Genomic DNA, 17,106 nt, shown 5'->3' on the forward strand with positions numbered 1-17,106 from the left:
GTGACGAGACCTGTTCCATACCCCGCGGATACGCGCGCAAAGGGCTGGCGCTTCGAGCTGGACCACGAGCGCATCGAGCAATCAGACACCTGGGCGCTCGCGCCGGCGGACGTGCGCCCGTGGCTGCTGATGCTCTGGGTCACAGCCTGGCGCCAAGAACCCTGCGGCTCGCTCCCGAGCGAAGATGAGCTGATCGCGGTTCGCATCGGCATGCCCATGAAGACCTTCGTGAAGGTGCGAGCCAAGTTGATGCGCGGCTGGTGGGCTGCTGAGGACGGTCGCCTCTACCACGACACCGTCACCAAGCGGGTCCTCGAGATGCTTTCGGCTCGCGAGTCGGAGCGCCTGCGGAAGCGAGAGTACCGCCAGCGGAAGGATGCGGAAAGGGCGGGGATGTCCCATGGGACAGACGACGGACGCCAACAGGACGACACCCGGAGCGACACCGGGAGAGACGACACCGGAACCGGAACCAGAACCGGTACCGGATTGGAAGAAAGAACCCCCCCACCCGGATCCACGGCCGGGTCGGTGGGGGTGGGCGGGCAAAGCCCGACGAAGGCGGGAGAGGTCTGCCGCGCCATCAAGGCGAAGAAGGTGGCGGACGTCAGCCCGTCGAACCCCGAGCTGCTGGCGCTGATCGCCAAGGGCGTGCCGGTCGAGACCTTCGAAGCGGCTGCCGAAATCTGCGCGAAGTCCACGCCGCCGAAGGGCTTCAACTACCTGCTGGGCATCGTCCGCCGGCAGCTCGGCGAAGCCGCGGCGATCGCGGCCGGCGTTGGCATGCCCCAGAAGCCCTGGGACGACTCGCGCACCACCATCGAAGCGAAGGGCGAGGAGCTCGGCCTGGGCCGTTGGGACGAGCACGACCTGAGCGCCACCCGCGAGACCTTCGCGCAGTACACGGCCCGCGTCCGCCGCGTGGTCGAGCAACGTCAAGGAGAACCAGCATGAACCTGCGCTACGTGGCCTCGGTCGCGCTCGGTGCCCAGCGCCGCCTGCACGCCATCGCCTGGTCGGAGACCCGCCTGCGGGAAGCCGGCCAGCTCAGTGCCGAAGCCGCCGCGGGCATCGCGGCCTACCGCGCGGTCGAGCGCTGCAGCCTGGATGGCTGCGCCGCCCACTTCGCATCCCTCGCGCCGGCGAATGACGGCGCCTTCACCCCTGCACCGGAGCCCGAACTGGCATGACGACGCGCGGCCCCCTTTTCCAATTCGACGCCGACGAGGTGTTCGCGCGCATCCGAGCGAAACCGGTCCGCTGGGATGACCTGGCCGGCTCGCGCGATGCGGTCGTCCGTCGCCGCCTGCGGCCGATCATCGAAGGCCTCCTCGCCAGCGGCGCGGTGAAGAAGGTCCAGTTCGGCGGCCACAAGCTGCTGGCTGCGGCCGCCTGGAAGCCGACGAAGGCGCAGCAGCTGCAGGACATCTACGAACGCTGCCGCCCGACGAACGGGTGCCTCTGCTGGTCGGGCTACGTCGACCCGCAGCGCGGCCCCATCGTGCATGCCGTGTGGGGCAGCGGCGAGCGGTCGGCGCGACGGCAGGTGTGGGGTCTGCACCTGCGGAAGATGGACTTCGGGCACACGATCACGATGACGTGCGAGAACCCGGACGACTGCATCCGCTTCGAGCACATGAAGCGCGTTGGCCGTGGGCACAAGCAGGAGGGGAAACCCAAGACGCTGGCCCACCGCCGGGCGATCGCGCTGGCGAAGCGCAAGGACTCGAAGCTGGACGAGGTCAAGGTCCTGGAGATCCTGTCCAACTCCAAGAGCCATCGGCAGATGGCGCGCGAGATGGACGTGAGCGCGTCGACGGTGCAGGCCGTGCGCAGTCGCGACCGCTGGCGCAACTACAAGGCCACGCCGTTCTCCGGCCTCGACGCCGCCAACGATTCGGAAAGGCGCCGCGCATGAGCTGCCCGAACTGCGACAAGGCCGCGGCGCGCGCCGACTGGCCGGGCTACACCGCCAACTGCCGCGAGTGCTTGGCGCGCGGCATCGCCAACGGGCCCGAGTACTGGCGCTCGCGCAAGGACGGCACGCTGCGCGAGGAGTACAAGACCGCGCTGCGCTCGATCTGGGGCGAGGACTGGCAGGGCGGCCACGCGGCGGTGAAGGTGGCGGCTGAGCGCCTCGAGCAGCTGCGCACGTCGCCGCAAGGAGCGCTCCTGTGAAGGTCCACGTTCTCGGCATTGACCCCGGCGCGAGCACCGGCCTGGCCGCCTTCAGCGGCGGTGCGCTCGATTTCCTGAAGACCATCGAGCCACTCGCGCTTGAGCGCACGCTGCGCGAATGCATGCCGGCGCGTGTCATCTTCGAGGACAGCCGCCTGGCGACGCACACCTGGAATGCCCGGAAGAAGCCCGACTTCGGCGCGGCGCTCGCCACCGCGCGCTCGCTGGGCCAGGTGGATGCCTGGTGCAGCCTGATCACGGCCATCTGCGCCGACCTCGGCATTCCCGCCCACGGCATCAGCCCGGCCGCCAAGGGCGCCAAGCTGAACGCGCAGAACTTCGCGATCGTGACCGGCTGGTCGGACCGGAGCAACCAGCACGAGCGCGACGCTGCCATGGTGGCCTGGACCTTCCGGAGGAGCGGCATCCGATGACCGTCACCGTTCGCGAACAAGCCCGCCGCCAGACCTTCGGTCGCGGCGTCATGGAAGGCCTGCGAATGGCCGGAATCGAAAACCCTGGAGCAGCGATGAATGCAGCGAAGCAGGCCCGGCTGGAAAGCGGGCTGAACACGATGGCGAAGAAGGTGCTGGACGCCGTGCCGATCAAGGACCCGTGGACCCGCGATCAGGTCATCGGCGAGCTGCGCCGCGGCGGCATGACGCCCGACCGCGCCGTCATCGACGGCTGCCTCGCGCACCTGTGCGACGCCCGCCTCGTGAAGCAGGCCACGCCCGGCTTCTACATCCGCGTCCTCGCGCGCCAGATCACCACCAGCACCCAGGAGAACGACCCCGTGCCCAGCCCCATCCGCGCCATCATCGCGACCGCCGCGCCGGCCCAGCCCGCGCCCCACCTGTCCGTCTCCGCCGCGCCGGCCGTGGCCCTCAGCCCGGGCGACAAATTCGTCAGCCGGCTCGGCGATCTCGGCGCGCTGCTGCGCCGCGCCGCCGATGAAGTCGACGCGATCGCGCTCGAAGTTGACGCGCAGCTGCAGCAGGCCGCCGCCGGCGGCGACAAGTTGCGTCAGCTGAAGGCCCTGCTGTCCGAGATCGGAGCCTGACCATGAACTGCCGACCTGGAGACCTGGCGCGCATCGTGGCCCCCTATGACCCGATCGCTCGGAATCGCTTCGTCGAGGTGGTGCGCCTGATGGCGACTGATGGCGAATCGCTCCCGACGCCGGACGGCGGCATCTGCCAGTATTCGCCCACGCACGGCCCTACATGGCTATGCCGCGGGCGGGTGCCGACCCGCTGGGGGTTCGACCTCATCGAAACCTTCATCGCAGACGAGTGCCTGCGCCCGCTCCGCGATCCTGGCGCCGACGCGGTGGATGAGACGCTCTCGTGGAAAGCTGTCCCGCTGCCGGCGATCCAGCCCGAGCTGCTGGAGGCTGCCCATGGCTGACATCGCGCTGCACGCCATCTGGCCCGACCAGGACCACGCGCGCGCCAGCTTCCTGCAGCGCATCGCCCCGTGGTGCATGCAGCAGTTCCAGGCCGGCCACCGCCTCGAGGTCGAGGTGCGGCTGCACGAGGACGCGAAGACCGACCGCCAGCGGAAGTACTACCACGGCGTGGTGCTCAAGACCATCGCGGCGCAGGCGCGGCCCCAGGGCGCGCAGTTCCCGCTGCAGGTCTGGAAGGAGCACTTCCGCGCCGAGTACCTCGGCCACAAGACGGTCACCACCCGCAACCCGCTCACGGGCAAGAAGGTGCGCCGGCGCGAGCGCGTCAGCACCGAGGACCTGGGCGTGAAGGGCTACAGCCAGCTGATCGACCGGGTGAGCGCCTTCGCGGCCACCGAGCTCGGCGTGACCTTCCCGGCCAGCTTCGAGCAGTGGGAGCGCATGCAGGTCGACCCGGACACGGGCGAGATCATCGGGATGGGGCCAACGTGAAGCGCAGCGCGCCGCTCAAGCGCACCGGCTTTCAGCGCCGGCCGCCGAAGCTGATCGGCTGGGACCTGGCGCGCGAGCCGAGCGTGACCGTGCTCGCGCGCGTGGAGGCCGTGCCGGGGCGGATCGTGCGCATGGCGGCGATCAACGACGCCGATTTCAAGGGCCCGCGGCTGAAGACGAAGAAGCAGAAGAACCGCACGCTCCTGAACATGGCGCGCGGCCAGCGCTGCCTGCTGCTGGTGCCGGGCGTGTGCCGCGGCGGTACCGACACGACCGTCGCTTGCCACAGCAACCAGGCGGTGCACGGCAAGGCCGGCGCGCGCAAGGCCGACGACCAGTGGCACGTGCACGGCTGCGACGCCTGCCACCGCTGGCTTGACCAAGGCCCGGCGCCGGCGGCCGAGAAGGTGGAGCGCTTCGGCGCCGCCCACCGCTGGATGGTGGCCATCTGGCAGGACATCGTGGCAGGCAACGTGCCGGCCACGCCGCGCGAGCGGAAAGCCGCCCAGTGGGCGCTCGACAGGATTTGAACGAGGAGAACAACCGAATGGCTGAAGATCGCAAGAGCAGCACGACCATCGTGCTCGAGGCCGTGCAGGACCTGCATGGCAAGGAACAGATCGTGACCCGCGAGACGCTGGCCGAGCTCACCGGCCTGACGCTCAGCGTGATCGACGACCGCATCGGCACGCTGGTCGACCGCGGCGACATCTTGCGCGTGCAGCGCGGGGTGTACGTGCCGGCCGTCCAGCACCCGCCGGCGCGCGCCATGTCGAAGACGCTGCTGGCCGACGGCTGGGTGAAGATCGAGATCGGCGACATGGTGTTCCAGCTCACGCCGCGCGAGGACCGCATGCTGGCCACGCTGCAGGCCGGCGCGGCCGCCCAGGCGATCGCGATCGAGAACGGCCGCAACACCGCCATGCTGGCGGCCGAGCAGGCCGAAGAGATCAAGCGCCTGCGCCGCCGCGTGGCCGCGCTGGAAGCGCCGTCCGACCCGAAGCAGGTGCAGCTGTTCGAAACCCCCTGTAGGGCGGGCGTGCCGGCGGCGAACACCTCACACTTCGATCGCGCGGTGTAGCTCAGCCAGGCAGAGCGACAGGCCCATACCCTGTATGTCGTCGGTTCGAAGCCGACCACCGCAACCAGATAACCACCCCGAAGGGGCTCAACCGTGATTCGAGCACGGGTCGAGATGCATGATGCCGGGTAGCTGCGCAGGGCGAACCGGCCGAGGCCTTGAGTGGCATCCGCCTGCGAGCGACGCCCCGCTTTTGACCGACTCTTGCCGTCTTGGCTTTCCGACAAGCAGCGAGCAGAACTAACCCCGACAATTCGTCACCCACCGTGTGACAGCGAAGGGCTTTGGGCTCGACCTTGCGTCGGGCTTTTTTTTGCCTGGGCGCTCGGAGCGAAGATCGGGTGGCAATAATCAAGGCCTCCTTCGTCAGAAAAATCTGGCCGCTAGCATGGGGTGCGTCTTTCATTCGTGCCACGTGTGATCTTGGGGAATCCCGAGCATGAAGGTCGATGAACTTGATAGTTTTTCTTTGCAGCGATGGCTCGCGCGTGCCATGGGCGAAGACGTTTTCCAGGCGGAGTGGCACGACTTCGAAGCCGTGCTCGATAGGTTCGTGATTCAGATGACCCCGATGCCGCACCCCGAGCCGCACTGGTTTGCGATGGTGCTGGGGCGCCCTGGAGATGCATTGAAGGACGGGCCTTGGCAACAAGGCGAGACACCCAGAGAGGCCGTGGCCCGTGCCATCGTGGCTGCTCGTTTCGGCAGCGACTTCGACTTCTGACGATACCGGCGCCCTCGTGTGGGTGAGCGTGCCAACTATGTCAGCTTGCGACTAAATCTGGGTGTCATCAGCACATCCAACTCTTTGCGACCGGCCGCCGTGATTGCCGTAACCGTCGCACTAGTCCCGGCGCTTCGGTTGAGCGCACCTTGAGGAAACCCTTCGAATTCGGCCTCGACCAAGCCCGCGAAAACGAGTCTGGATAGGAACCTCAGCTCGCCAGGATCTGAAATGAAACAGGGGAGCGACCGTTCTGCGATCGCCATCAGAAGATCGAGGGGCATGGGGTCTGTAGTTAGTTCATTCGTTCGCAACATTTTGAAGCAGGCGACGCCTGTATGTGTAGGTGAATTGCGCCACGTGGGCGAGCGCAATGAGCGCAATCCCTGCATCCGGCCCCCTGTAGGGATTCGCCGCATGCGCTGGCCGCCGGATGATTCGGGCCACGGGCAACCGGACCCCGAACACGGCGCCAGCCCTGGTGCTGGAGTGGGGGGTAAGCCACTCCGGATTTTTCCTCCTGCTCGTCCCAGGGGTTGCAGGGTGGGACGAGAACCGCGCGGTCCAGCGCGCGAGCACCGCGTAAGTCGGATGGACCGAACCCCCGGCACTTCGCCGGCCAGTTGTCTCCTCGAGCGGCCTCGGTCGCACGTTCGCCCGTCAGGACCACCCTGGCGGGCTCTTTTCTCCGTTGCAAACGATGGTTTACATTCAGGTTTCAGAGAATCTGAGACTTGGAGCGAGGAACCATGACCGTCTGTGTTGCCGCTATCTGCGAGACGAGCGGGTCTGTGATCGGAGCGTCGGACCGCATGCTGACTGCTGGAAATGTGCAATTCCAGCCGCCAGTCTCAAAGTGCTATGAGCTTACGAGCTCAGCAGTGTTGATGGTCGCCGGCGAGATGACGATTCAAGCCGAGATCGTCGCCCGGATGAGAGACCGAATCAATGGGATGCTTAGTGTGGAGCCGCCACCGGATTGGCTCCGCATCAGCGAAATCGCCGCAATGTACTCCCATGTACACAGCGAACTGCGCGCAAACCGCGCTGCAAGCGAGTTTCTGGGGCCGCTCGGCCTGACGCTGGAGACGTTCATCGCACGCCAAGCCGAATTGTCGCCACAGCTCGTGTCGAGTCTTGCCACAGAAATGATCACAAAGACGTTCCCCCGGGTGGAGGCGATCATTGCTGGCGTTGATCGCACAGGTGCGCACATCTACGTGGCGGATGGAGCAACGATTTCTTGTCATGACGCAGCGGGCTTTGCCGCGATAGGGAATGGTTGGTATCACGCAAACTCGCATTTGATGTTCTTAAGACATGGGAAAAACGCGGGTTTCACAAAGACTTTGTGGCTGACATTCAGCGCCAAGAAGAGAGCAGAGGTGGCTCCCGGCGTTGGAGAGGACACAGACATGTTCGCGGTACGCGGGTTGGGTCAACACTTCGAGATCGGCGATCACGTATTGGCCGAGTTCGATACCGTGTATCGGCAGACGGTCGATCTTCACGCGCAAGCCGACGCAGAGTCAGAAAGGAAGGCAGATGAAAGTCTTGCAGAGCTTCTTGCGGCAAGAGCCGCTGTTGGGGCCGAGGAGCAACAAGCTGTTGACACAGCGCCGCCCGCTGACGGGGCAGCGGTCTCAAGCGAAGGCGATCAAGAAGGTCCAAATCGAGGAGGCTGAGCGAAACGCCGCAGGCATGCCCTCGCTGTTCGGGCAGGTGTCGAACTTAGCCGCTGGCGCATCGGAGATTCAAACTGCGGGAGCCACTGTTACGCGATCTAAGCGCTGATGAGTCGCGGGGCGCGCTAAGCCCCCTCTAGGGTTCGACCAGGTGTGAGACGCGCGGAACACTCCCGCGCATGGCAGCACCCAAGCCGGCGAAGAAGCAGGCGCCCGCACCGAAGAAGACCACCCCGAAGCCCGCCGCCCGCAAGAAGGCCGCGGGTTCGCCTGCGCGCAAGAAGGCCCCGGCCGCCAAGGCGAAGAAGCCACGCCGCCCAGCAGCCGCAGAGCCGGCCCAGCTCGGCCTCACCGACCTGCAGCAGCGCTTCGTCGACGAGTACCTGGTCGACCTGAACGGGACGCAGGCAGCCGCCCGCGCCGGGTACAGCCCGGACAGCGCGCGGCAGATGGCGTCCGAGAACCTGTCAAAACCGTACATCCAGGCCGCGATCGCAGACGCCCGGAAGGCGCAGCAGGAGCGGACACAGGTGGATGCCGACCGCGTGGTGACGGAAGCCTGGAACATCATGCTGGCCGACCCGCGCGAGCTGGTGCAGGTGAAGGTCGGCTGCTGCCGGCACTGCTGGGGCGAAGGCTTCCGTTACCAGCGCACGGTCGGCGAGTTCAACCACGATCGCGAGCAGCACGCCCTGAAGAACGCGGCGGCAGCTGAATTCGACGAGAAGGGCGGCATCGGCTTCGACCCGCTCAAGCCGCCGCACCCGGCGTGCCCGGACTGTGGCGGCGACGGCCATCCGCGCACGGTGCTGGCCGACACGCGCCGGCTGTCGGCCCGCGCGCTCGCGCTCTACGCCGGCGCCAAGATGACGAAGTACGGCATCGAGATCGCCATGCACGACAAGGGCGCGGCGATGGAGAAGCTGTTCAAGCACCTGGGTCTCTACGAGAAGGACAACCAGCAGAAGACCGACCCGCTGGCGGCCCTGCTGCACAGCATCGCGAACGGCAATGGGAACGGGTTCCGGCCCGTGGCCAACGATCCCGAGGCGCCCGAGGCTCCGGCCGGCACCAGCGGCTTCATGCCGCGCCAGGACGTAGACGATGGCGCTCCAGGCTAAGGCTGCGGCGCGCCCCGCCGACCCGGGCACGCTGGACGAGGACGACACTGCGGTGGACGTCGCGCCCGGCAGCGCCGTCGACGCGCAGCTCGGCCACCGCTGGGACAACCGCCGCCGGCCGAAGCGCGGGCCGCACATCGCCAAGCACGCCGAGCTCCTGCCCAGGGACGCGGCCGAGCTCGAGCGCTGCCTGCGCGACCCGGAATGGCGCCTGTTCAGCGGCTGCCTCTACCAGATCATCGTGAAGGGCGAGCCGCTCAAGAACGAGGACGGCGAGGTCATCGACGAGGGCGACTCCTTCGTCATGCCGTTCAAGCCCAACCGGGCGCAGCGGCGCTTCATCACCAGGCTCTGGCACCGCAACGTCATCCTGAAGGCCCGGCAGCTCGGCTTCACCACGCTGGTGGCCATCCTCTGGCTCGACCACGCGCTGTTCAACGGGAACCAGCGCTGCGGCATGATCGCCCAGGACCGCGAGACGGCCGAGGCCATCTTCCGCGACAAGGTCGTCTTCGCCTACGACCACCTGCCCGAGGAGATCCGCCAGCGCTTCCCGCTCGCGCGCGCCAGCACCAAGGAGCTGCTGTTCGGCCACAACAACAGCAGCATCCGCGTGGCCACCAGCGTGCGCGGCGGCACGATCCACCGCCTGCACGTCTCCGAGTTCGGGAAGATCTGCGCCAAGTTCCCCGCGAAGGCCAACGAAGTGGTCACGGGCTCGTTCCAGGCCGTGCCGCTATCCGGCATCCTGGTGATCGAGAGCACCGCCGAGGGCACCGAGGGCGAGTTTTACGACATCTGCCAACGTGCGCAGGCGCTGGTGGCCGGCGCGCGCAAGCTGACGCCGAGCCAGTACCGCTTCCACTTCTACGCCTGGTGGCAGGACCCGACCTACTCGATCGACCCGGCCGGCGTGTCCATCACGCCCGAGCAGCACGACTACTTCGATGAGCTCGAGTCGAAGATCGACGCCAAGATCGACCTCGGCCAGCGCGCCTGGTACGTCGAGAAGCTGCGCAATGACTTCTCGGGCAAAGAGGAGCGCATGTGGCAGGAGTACCCCTCGACCCCCGAGGAGGCATTCCAGCAGTCCACGGCCGGCCACTACTATGCGAAGGACATGGTGCTGCTGCGCAAGCGCGGCGGCATTTGCCAGGTGCCGGTGCTCGACCTGCCCGTGTTCACTTTCTGGGACATCGGCAACAGAGACGGCACGGCCATCTGGTTCATGCAGATCCTGCGCAGCGAGGACCGCTTCATCGGCTACTACGAGGAGCATGGAGAGGACCTGCGCCACTACGCGCGCCACCTCCAGGACCGCGGCTACCTGTATGGCGGGCACTTCCTGCCGCACGACGCGAATCACAAGCGGCTCGGCGACTACAACAGGAGCACAAAGGAGCAGCTCGAGCAGCTGCTGCCTGGGCAGGCCTTCTTCATCGTGCCGTGCGTCACCGATCTGATGACCGGCATCTACGCCGTGCGCAAGCACATCAAGGGCGCCTTCTTCGACCTCGACGCCACGAAGCAGGGTGTCGAGCGCATTCAGGGCTACCGCAAGAAATACAGCCAGTCGGAGAGCCGCTACCTCGACCAGCCCGACAAGAGCAACGGCTGCACCGAGGGCGCCGACGCGCTGCGCCAGTGGGCCCAAGCCAAGGAGCTGGGCCTGCTGTCCAGCCTGACCGACAACACCGCCTACGTCGAGGCCCCAGCCTCCGACTGGCGCGTGTAGGAGCACCACCATGACCATGAGCAACAGCACCACCACCCTGAGCATCGAGGAGGAGATCGACGCCGATGGCGCGCTGACCCTCGAGGAGTACCGCCAGTTCATCTACGAGATCGAGCAACAGCCGCCGTGGCGCGCCGTGGCCGACAAGGAGCTCGACTACGCCGACGGCAACCAGCTGGACACCGAACTGCTGCGCGCACAGAAGGACCTGGGCATCCCGCCGGCGAAGGAGGACCTGATCGGGCCGGCGCTGCTGGCCATCCAGGGCTACGAGGCCACGGTGCGCACGGACTGGCGCGTCACGCCCAACGGCCAGCCGGATGGCCAGGACGTGGCCGACGCGCTGAACTTCCGCCTCAACGAGGCGGAGCGTCATTCGAAGGCCGACCAGGCGTGCTCGAAGGCCTTCCGTCCGCAGGCGGCCGTGGGCCTGGGCTGGGTGGAGGTGTCGCGCGAGTCGGACCCCTTCAAGTACCAGTACCGCTGCACCGCCGTGCACCGCAACGAGATCCACTGGGACTTCTACGCGAAGGAGGACGACCTCAGCGACGCGCGCTACCTGCGCCGCGAGCGCTGGCTGCCGGCGAGCCGCGTGGCGAAGGTGTTCAAGAAGCACAGGGACCTGATCATCGAGTGCGGCCGGCACGGGCAGAACTGGTGGGTGAACCTCTCGCCCGAGTCGCTCGACGGCGGCGGCTCGACCGGCCTGACCACGGGCGCCTGGGACGCGGCGCGCGGCTGGACGGTGGCCGAGCACAACTGGTACGACCCGGTCAGCAAGGACATGTGCGTGTCCGAGGTCTGGTACCGCCGCTGGGCCGAGGCGGTGGTGCTGCGCTCGCCTGACGGCCGCGTGGTCGAGTACGACCGCGAGAACGCGGTGCACAACTACTCGCTGGCCCGCGGCCTCGTGCGGCCTCAGCATGCGGTGGTCGCGCGCGTGCGTCGCAGCTACTGGCTCGGCCCGCACCGCCTGCACGACGGGCCCAGCCCGTACACGCACCGGCACTTCCCCTACGTGCCGTTTTGGGGATACCGAGAGGACGGGACGCGCGTGCCCTACGGCCTTGTGCGCGGCATGATCTTCCAGCAGGACCGGCTGAACAGCGGCACCGCCACGATGACCTGGGGCATGAGCGCCTACCGGGTGGAGCGCACGAAGGGCGCGGTCGACATGACCGACGAGCAGCTGCGCCGTCAGGTCGGGCGTCGCAACGCCGACATCGTGCTCAACGCCGCGGCGATGGCGCAGCAGGGCGCGCGGTTCGAGGTGAAGCGCGACGTACAGCTCACCGACCAGCAGCTCCAGATGCTCAACGACGCGCGCATGGCGCTCGAGCGCGTGGCGCCGGCGGCGGCCGGGGCGTTCTCCGGCCGGCGCGGCACAGCCACCAGCGGCGTGCAGGAGGAGACGCAGGTCGAACAGGCGAACCAGGGCCTGGCGCACCTGATGGACAACTTCAAGGCCGCGCGGACGCAGGTGGGCGAGCTGCTGCTGGCGATGATCGTGGAGGACATGGGCAGGGAGCCGCACACCATCGTCATCGAGGGCGACGCGATCACGCCCGATCGCACGGTCTTCATCAACAAGCCCGAGACCGACCCGAAGACCGGCGTGGCCTACCTGAGCAACGACCTGCAGCGCACGCGGCTGAAGGTCGGGCTCGAGGACGTTCCCAGCAGCTCCACCTACCGCGGGCAGCAACTCAACGTCATGGGCGAGGCGGTCAAGAGCCTGCCGGCGCAGTACCAGGCCGCCGCCATGCCGTTCCTCGCGAGCCTCATGGACGTGCCCTTCAAGCGCGACCTGGTGGAGGCGCTGCGCGCCGCCGGCCAGCAGGCCTCGCCGGAGGAAATCGAGAAGCAGGTGCAGGAGCGCGTGGCGCAGGAGGTCAAGATGGCCGGCCACGACCTGAAGGCCCGCGAACTCGACATCAAGGAGCGGCTGACCGACGCGCAGATCAAGCAGCTGATGGCCCAGGCGGTGCAGACCGGCGTGCAGGCGGCCTTCGCTGCGATGCAGGGCGGCGCGCAGGTGGCGCAAATGCCGATGATCGCGCCGATCGCCGACGCCATCATGCAGGGCGCGGGCTACACGCGGCCCAGCCCGGGCGGGGACGACCCCAACTTCCCCACGCCATCGCAGACCGCGGCCATGAACATCAAGGACCCGTACCTCCAGGGGCAGGGCGGCGCGGGCGTGGTCGCGCCGGCGGCGCAGCAGGAAGCGGCGGCCGCGCCACCCGTACGCGAGAACACCAGCCCGACCTTCCCGCCACGGCCGCGCGGTGGAGGCGAGGGCATGGAGGGCATCGAGACGGCGCGAACCTCAGACAACCTCGAAGGCGCGGGAGCCTGAGCTGCTCAGAACCAGGATTTGACCGCAGGCCACCACTTGTACAGCGCGGCACCAAGCGCGATCACAAGGGTCACGACTTTGAAAAGCCAATGTTCCTTGAGCCATTCGATCGCGGCCTTCATCGATCGACCGTGTTTGTCCATCCAACTCGCGTTCGTTTGCAGGTCGTTGGCGTGCGCGCGACCAGCTAGGTTCGCAAGGATGTCCACCTTTCTTAGCGTGGACTGGTGAAGCTTCACAAATTCCTTGTTCTCGAACGCCGCTGCTTCTTGAGGCCCGTTCAAGAAATCACGCGCCGTCACATGATTTTTAGTCATCAAGCTTTCCAGTCGAGGGTGCCCGATGTATCCAGTGCCGTAGATGGAAACCAAGATGCGCGAAAGGTCGTAGCGGCGCTCTTCGGGGATTGAAACAGCTTGCCCACCGAGGGCACGAACTCTGTTTTCGAGGGCCTCAAACCCGAAGTTGGCATCGCGCATATTCCAGTGCAGCCAGAGGAACTGCTTCCGCTCTCGCGCCGCATCGAAGAATTCGTTGAGCATTTCCAGCTCCAAGGCGTCGTAGTGCTGGTCAATTTGGTTCAAAAGGCCTTTGCGCTCTGCGATCAGGTGGATCGAGAACGAGCGGGTCTGACCGCTATCGAGATTGCGGATGGCCAGCGATGTCACTCGAGGAGACGTCGGATTGTTCCCTCGGTCGTAGAAGCTTTCGCAGGAATAGTGAACCACGACGGACTGTTGTGGCCGTTCAAAAACCTCGTCAAGCTGATCCTTCGCCCGTTTCAGGCCCCTGTAAAGGTCTCGTTGTTTACCCATGTCGTCCCTCGCTTGATGTTTGACCAAAAGGCCCTCGGGATGCATGAGTATTGCATGCTACGCATAAGATTGCAATATCATGCATGATCGGGCAACTTAGGAGTGAGCTATGGCATTTCGAGCAGACGAAGCGGCGCTGGACGGCTACAACGAAGCCGAGGATTACCTGGTGAACCGAATGCAAGGGGTTGACGAAGGGCAACGCACCCAGAGCCGAAATGCGCTCCGGGACATCGTGGACCAGATCGGTCCCGCCATTGACGCATATCCCACATGGCACCCGCTTGTGTGGAGCAACGACAGTGATCGCAGTCCTCAAACTAGGCCGGGTAGGCGGTGTGGGTACGAGGGCCTCGACCACACGCGGTGTTTCGTGAACGGCTTCATCAGTTGCCCGTACGGCTCCGGAGCTGACGAGATCATTGCTTCTGTGGCCGCGCTGCCCCGCCATCACGCGGCGCGGATCACGGCTGAGAAGCTCAAGGCGAAGTTCTATAACGCAGAGGCAACACCGGTGTTGGTGCGGTGCGAGTGGGAGCGCTACGTCGCCCCAGGTGGAACCATTCCACTGGCGATCGCGCTGCCGCTACTACTCCGCAAAGAGGTGCCGTGCTCTGAATGGTCGGAGGTTGCCGAAACATGGGAGTCGATGCGAGGCTACTTTCTTGGCTCGCCTCGTGGCGCCCGGTCGTCTTTGTTCCTGAGCCAAGAGGCTGGCCAGTCGATCAAGAAGATCTGGGAAGCCCTGATCTACTCGGGAATGTTCGGCGACATCAAAGTCGACCACACGCGCTGATCGCCATCATGTCTACCTGAGCCGCCCCGAAGGCGCCCCCTGTAGGGCTCGCTCCGCACGCCGCCACTGGAGACGATCACCACGTCAACGGGTAGCGGCCAAGACAACCAACCCAGAGCCCTGTGCTCTGGCATCCCACCCCGCAAGGGGAACGGCCGCTACCGGGGATGCCAGAGCGCAGGGCTTTTCCATTTCAAGGACCTCATGAACACCCCCAGTCCCATCATCATCCCGACCATCGGGCGCGTGGTCTGGTTCTATCCGTATGCGAACGGCGCTGAGGCTGGCTTCGCGCGCCACCCGGCCGGGGCCGATCAGCCCTACGCGGCAATCGTCGTGCACGTCTGGTCCCCGTCGTTGGTGAACCTTACCGTCCTCGACGCCAACGGCGTGCCGCACAGCCGCACCAGCGTGAGCTTGATCCAGGACGGCGAGCCGCGGCCGGACAACGCCTTCTGCGAGTGGATGCCCTACCAGAAGGGCCAGGCCGCGCGGCAGGACCCAGCGCCAACGCAGCACCGTCAATCCTCGCACCGCGAGAACCTTGAGCTGTCCGTTGCTCACGCGATGGCCGACCGCGTCGCGGAGCGCGGCGTGAGTGGCGCGGAGACGGGCTCCCAGGTGCGACGCGCCATCGATGCGTTGCTCGAAGCACCGGCGGCCGCTCCGCAGATCGTCTGCATCCCCGTCCGCGACGATCACCGCGACGAAGGGCAAGGCCAGGCCGCGCACGCCGTTGACGCGGTGTTCGCCGCGCGCGGGCAGCGCTCGGTCCTCGACTTCGGCGCAGCGCTGCGTGCCCTGAAGCACGGCGAGCGCGTCGCGCGCCTCGGCTGGAACGGCAAGGACATGTGGCTCGCCCTGAGCTGCGACGGCTCGCGCGAGGTGCCGGCTGCAAACTTCTGGGCGCCGGCAAATCGGAAGTGGGCCGAGCAGCAGCCGAACGGCACTGCCATGGTGCTGCCATCCATCACGATGAAGACCGCCACCGGCGAGATCCTCATGGGCTGGCTGGCCTCGCAGACCGACATGCTGGCCGAGGACTGGGTGGTGGTTGTCTGAGCTGTCGCCGCCCCTTGCCGATCGTCGTCACATCCACCTTCGCCGGTTTGTTGTACGAATTGACCTTGCCTGTGGCTAAATCCGCGGATGAGCGATCAAAGCAAGGAAAGAAAGATTGAACTCAAAGGCAAGTACCTTCGGGTCGTTGAAGACTACGTAGGCATTCTGAATCTTGATGGGCCGATGGCCAAGTTGGGCGACGAGTGGTCCAAGGCGGTCGATATGCTCGCTGACTTGCAGCGAGAGTATCTAGCGCCAAGCGATATCGAAACCATCTTGATTGAAGAGTGCGTGATGTTTCGGCATCTGCACAAAGAGCGAGTGATGTTGCCCCCGTACTTCCGGGCCCGTCCTATTCGCAATAAAGCGCCTGGTCCATCACTGACTCTTGGCGCACCTGGGCGGCCTGCTGCCGCCTGAACTCCCGAGGTGATCGCATTTTCAGCGACGAGTGCGGATGCACCTCGTTGAAGTGCTCGAAGGCGGCCGGCAACTGCGCCAGCACCGTCTGTGCGTCACGCAGGTCCATGCGCGCCACGTAGTCGCGCTTGAAGGTGTTGACGAAGCTCTCGGCCATGCCGTTGCTCTGTGGGCTGCATACGGGTGTGTTGATGGGCTGCAAGCCCAGCGAGCGTGCCAGTGCGCGCGTGTCCGCCGCGATGTAGGCGCCGCCGTTGTCGCTCAGGAACTCCAGCCGGTGGCCCGCGGGGACGGCTTCCACGGTCCCGAAGCGCCGCTCCACCGCTTCGATGAGCATCTCGCGCACCGGCTCGCCCGGCAGTCCCTTGCCTTCCCAGGCACGCCAGGCCATCACCTCGCGGTCGCAGCAGTCCTTGGCGAAGGTGGCCGTCACCGTCTGGCCCGAGTCGCACTTGATTTCCAAGCCGTCGGAGCACCAGCGCAGGTCGCTGTTTGTCACGGACACCTGACCCTCATGCGTGCGGGCCGACTGGCGTCGTCGTGGTGCCTTGGGCAATAGCAAGCCCGCGTGCGCCATCACGCGATACACGCGCTTGGGATTGACCCGCGCCTCGCCCCTGGCGTCGCGCTGGCGGTTCACCAGGGCGCAGGCGCGCCGATAGCCATAGCTTGGCAACTCGGCAATCTCGTGGCGCAGCTCGGCCAGCAAGCTTGCATCGCCTTTCGGTGTGCGATGCGTTCGACCGTCCGTCCAGTCGTCGCCGCGTCCCAGCACCTCACACACATGCGAGCGCGCCAACCCCATCGTCCGGCAGACCGTCTTCACTGGTCTTCCCCGGGCAACAAGGGCGAGCGCGCAATCCACTTTTTTTCGGCGGCGTACTCCACGGCTTCCTTGAGGATTTCGTTCTCCAAGGTCTTCTTGCCGAGCACGCGCTGCAGCTTGGCGATTTCCGCACGGGCAGCCGCCAGCTCAGACGCCGGAACCACTGCTTCGCCAGCGGACACGGCAGTCAAAGCGCCTTGCCGCTCGAGCTTGCGCCACTGGAACAACAAGCTGGCCGCTACGCCTTCCTGTCGAGCCACGAGCGACACGCTCATCCCAGGCTCGTAGGTGCGCCGCACCAGCGCTGCCTTTTCAGGGAGGGACCAGCGCCTGCGGCGCTGGTCTTTCAAAATCACCTCCACCGACTCCGTATGCCTAGTCGTATTCATAGTCCTATTCCT

At 66.2% G+C, this 17,106-nt stretch carries 20 protein-coding genes and 1 tRNA gene; 19 read left to right on the forward strand and 2 right to left on the reverse strand.

What is annotated here, in order from left to right; translation table 11 throughout:
* The 16 genes from AC1HIL_RS17385 (at position 1) to AC1HIL_RS17460 (ending at position 12,786) form a co-directional block, all read left to right on the forward strand.
* Positions 1-954, forward strand: a complete 954-nt coding sequence (locus AC1HIL_RS17385; RefSeq protein WP_479672297.1) for a hypothetical protein — start codon at positions 1-3, stop codon at positions 952-954.
* Positions 951-1,190 (forward strand): hypothetical protein, encoded by a 240-nt coding sequence (locus AC1HIL_RS17390; RefSeq protein ID WP_479672298.1) that lies wholly within the window; start codon positions 951-953, stop codon positions 1,188-1,190. Before AC1HIL_RS17385 ends, AC1HIL_RS17390 begins: the two co-directional genes overlap by 4 nt.
* A complete protein-coding gene (locus AC1HIL_RS17395) occupies positions 1,187-1,918 on the forward strand; it encodes a hypothetical protein (protein ID WP_479672299.1) in 732 nt (243 codons plus the stop codon). The genes AC1HIL_RS17390 and AC1HIL_RS17395 overlap by 4 nt, the downstream gene beginning before the upstream one ends.
* Positions 1,915-2,178, forward strand: a complete 264-nt coding sequence (locus AC1HIL_RS17400; protein WP_479672300.1) for a hypothetical protein — start codon at positions 1,915-1,917, stop codon at positions 2,176-2,178. Before AC1HIL_RS17395 ends, AC1HIL_RS17400 begins: the two co-directional genes overlap by 4 nt.
* On the forward strand, positions 2,175-2,612 hold the full coding sequence (locus AC1HIL_RS17405; protein ID WP_479672301.1) for a hypothetical protein: 438 nt from the start codon (positions 2,175-2,177) through the stop codon (positions 2,610-2,612). The genes AC1HIL_RS17400 and AC1HIL_RS17405 overlap by 4 nt, the downstream gene beginning before the upstream one ends.
* The gene (locus AC1HIL_RS17410; protein ID WP_479672302.1) at positions 2,609-3,241 is read left to right on the forward strand and encodes a hypothetical protein; all 633 of its coding nucleotides are present in this window, start codon (positions 2,609-2,611) and stop codon (positions 3,239-3,241) included. The genes AC1HIL_RS17405 and AC1HIL_RS17410 overlap by 4 nt, the downstream gene beginning before the upstream one ends.
* Before the next feature lie 2 nt (positions 3,242-3,243).
* On the forward strand, positions 3,244-3,588 hold the full coding sequence (locus AC1HIL_RS17415; RefSeq protein WP_479672303.1) for a hypothetical protein: 345 nt from the start codon (positions 3,244-3,246) through the stop codon (positions 3,586-3,588).
* Positions 3,581-4,081, forward strand: a complete 501-nt coding sequence (locus AC1HIL_RS17420) for a hypothetical protein (protein ID WP_479672304.1) — start codon at positions 3,581-3,583, stop codon at positions 4,079-4,081. Before AC1HIL_RS17415 ends, AC1HIL_RS17420 begins: the two co-directional genes overlap by 8 nt.
* Positions 4,078-4,611 (forward strand): nuclease domain-containing protein, encoded by a 534-nt coding sequence (locus AC1HIL_RS17425; protein WP_479672305.1) that lies wholly within the window; start codon positions 4,078-4,080, stop codon positions 4,609-4,611. The genes AC1HIL_RS17420 and AC1HIL_RS17425 overlap by 4 nt, the downstream gene beginning before the upstream one ends.
* Before the next feature lie 17 nt (positions 4,612-4,628).
* Positions 4,629-5,162: a hypothetical protein gene (locus AC1HIL_RS17430; protein ID WP_479672306.1), complete on the forward strand. Its 534-nt coding sequence runs from the start codon at positions 4,629-4,631 to the stop codon at positions 5,160-5,162.
* Positions 5,153-5,229, forward strand: a tRNA-Met gene (locus AC1HIL_RS17435). Before AC1HIL_RS17430 ends, AC1HIL_RS17435 begins: the two co-directional genes overlap by 10 nt.
* Positions 5,230-5,601: 372 nt before the next feature.
* Positions 5,602-5,886, forward strand: coding sequence for a hypothetical protein (locus AC1HIL_RS17440; protein WP_479672307.1), 285 nt, complete (start codon positions 5,602-5,604; stop codon positions 5,884-5,886).
* A gap of 749 nt (positions 5,887-6,635) precedes the next feature.
* Positions 6,636-7,571 carry a hypothetical protein gene (locus AC1HIL_RS17445; protein WP_479672308.1) on the forward strand — a complete coding sequence of 312 codons (936 nt, stop codon included), beginning with the start codon at positions 6,636-6,638 and terminating at the stop codon, positions 7,569-7,571.
* 179 nt (positions 7,572-7,750) lie between these two features.
* On the forward strand, positions 7,751-8,692 hold the full coding sequence (locus AC1HIL_RS17450; RefSeq protein WP_479672309.1) for a terminase small subunit: 942 nt from the start codon (positions 7,751-7,753) through the stop codon (positions 8,690-8,692).
* Positions 8,676-10,427, forward strand: coding sequence for a terminase (locus AC1HIL_RS17455; protein WP_479672310.1), 1,752 nt, complete (start codon positions 8,676-8,678; stop codon positions 10,425-10,427). The genes AC1HIL_RS17450 and AC1HIL_RS17455 overlap by 17 nt, the downstream gene beginning before the upstream one ends.
* A 10-nt stretch (positions 10,428-10,437) precedes the next feature.
* Positions 10,438-12,786: a portal protein gene (locus AC1HIL_RS17460; protein ID WP_479672311.1), complete on the forward strand. Its 2,349-nt coding sequence runs from the start codon at positions 10,438-10,440 to the stop codon at positions 12,784-12,786.
* A gap of 5 nt (positions 12,787-12,791) precedes the next feature.
* On the opposite strand, the gene AC1HIL_RS17465 is transcribed toward AC1HIL_RS17460, so the two are convergent.
* The gene (locus tag AC1HIL_RS17465; protein WP_479672312.1) at positions 12,792-13,601 is read right to left on the reverse strand and encodes a hypothetical protein; all 810 of its coding nucleotides are present in this window, start codon (positions 13,599-13,601) and stop codon (positions 12,792-12,794) included.
* Between the two features lie 109 nt (positions 13,602-13,710).
* Here AC1HIL_RS17465 and AC1HIL_RS17470 point away from each other — a divergent pair, with 109 nt between their 5' ends.
* From AC1HIL_RS17470 to AC1HIL_RS17480, 3 genes are all read left to right on the forward strand, one after another.
* A complete protein-coding gene (locus AC1HIL_RS17470; RefSeq protein WP_479672767.1) occupies positions 13,711-14,397 on the forward strand; it encodes a hypothetical protein in 687 nt (228 codons plus the stop codon).
* A gap of 204 nt (positions 14,398-14,601) precedes the next feature.
* A complete protein-coding gene (locus tag AC1HIL_RS17475) occupies positions 14,602-15,459 on the forward strand; it encodes a DUF2829 domain-containing protein (protein ID WP_479672314.1) in 858 nt (285 codons plus the stop codon).
* 87 nt (positions 15,460-15,546) lie between these two features.
* Complete coding sequence (locus AC1HIL_RS17480) at positions 15,547-15,879, forward strand: hypothetical protein (protein WP_479672768.1); 333 nt, start codon at positions 15,547-15,549, stop codon at positions 15,877-15,879.
* On the opposite strand, the gene AC1HIL_RS17485 is transcribed toward AC1HIL_RS17480, so the two are convergent.
* A protein-coding gene (locus AC1HIL_RS17485; RefSeq protein ID WP_245610619.1) for an IS3 family transposase occupies positions 15,812-17,094 on the reverse strand; the annotation gives its coding sequence in 2 pieces (ribosomal slippage) (positions 15,812-16,758 and positions 16,758-17,094; 1,284 coding nt in all). The genes AC1HIL_RS17480 and AC1HIL_RS17485 overlap by 68 nt on opposite strands.
* Positions 17,095-17,106 lie beyond the last annotated feature (12 nt).

This window comes from Variovorax sp. ISS6 (assembly GCF_056523145.1).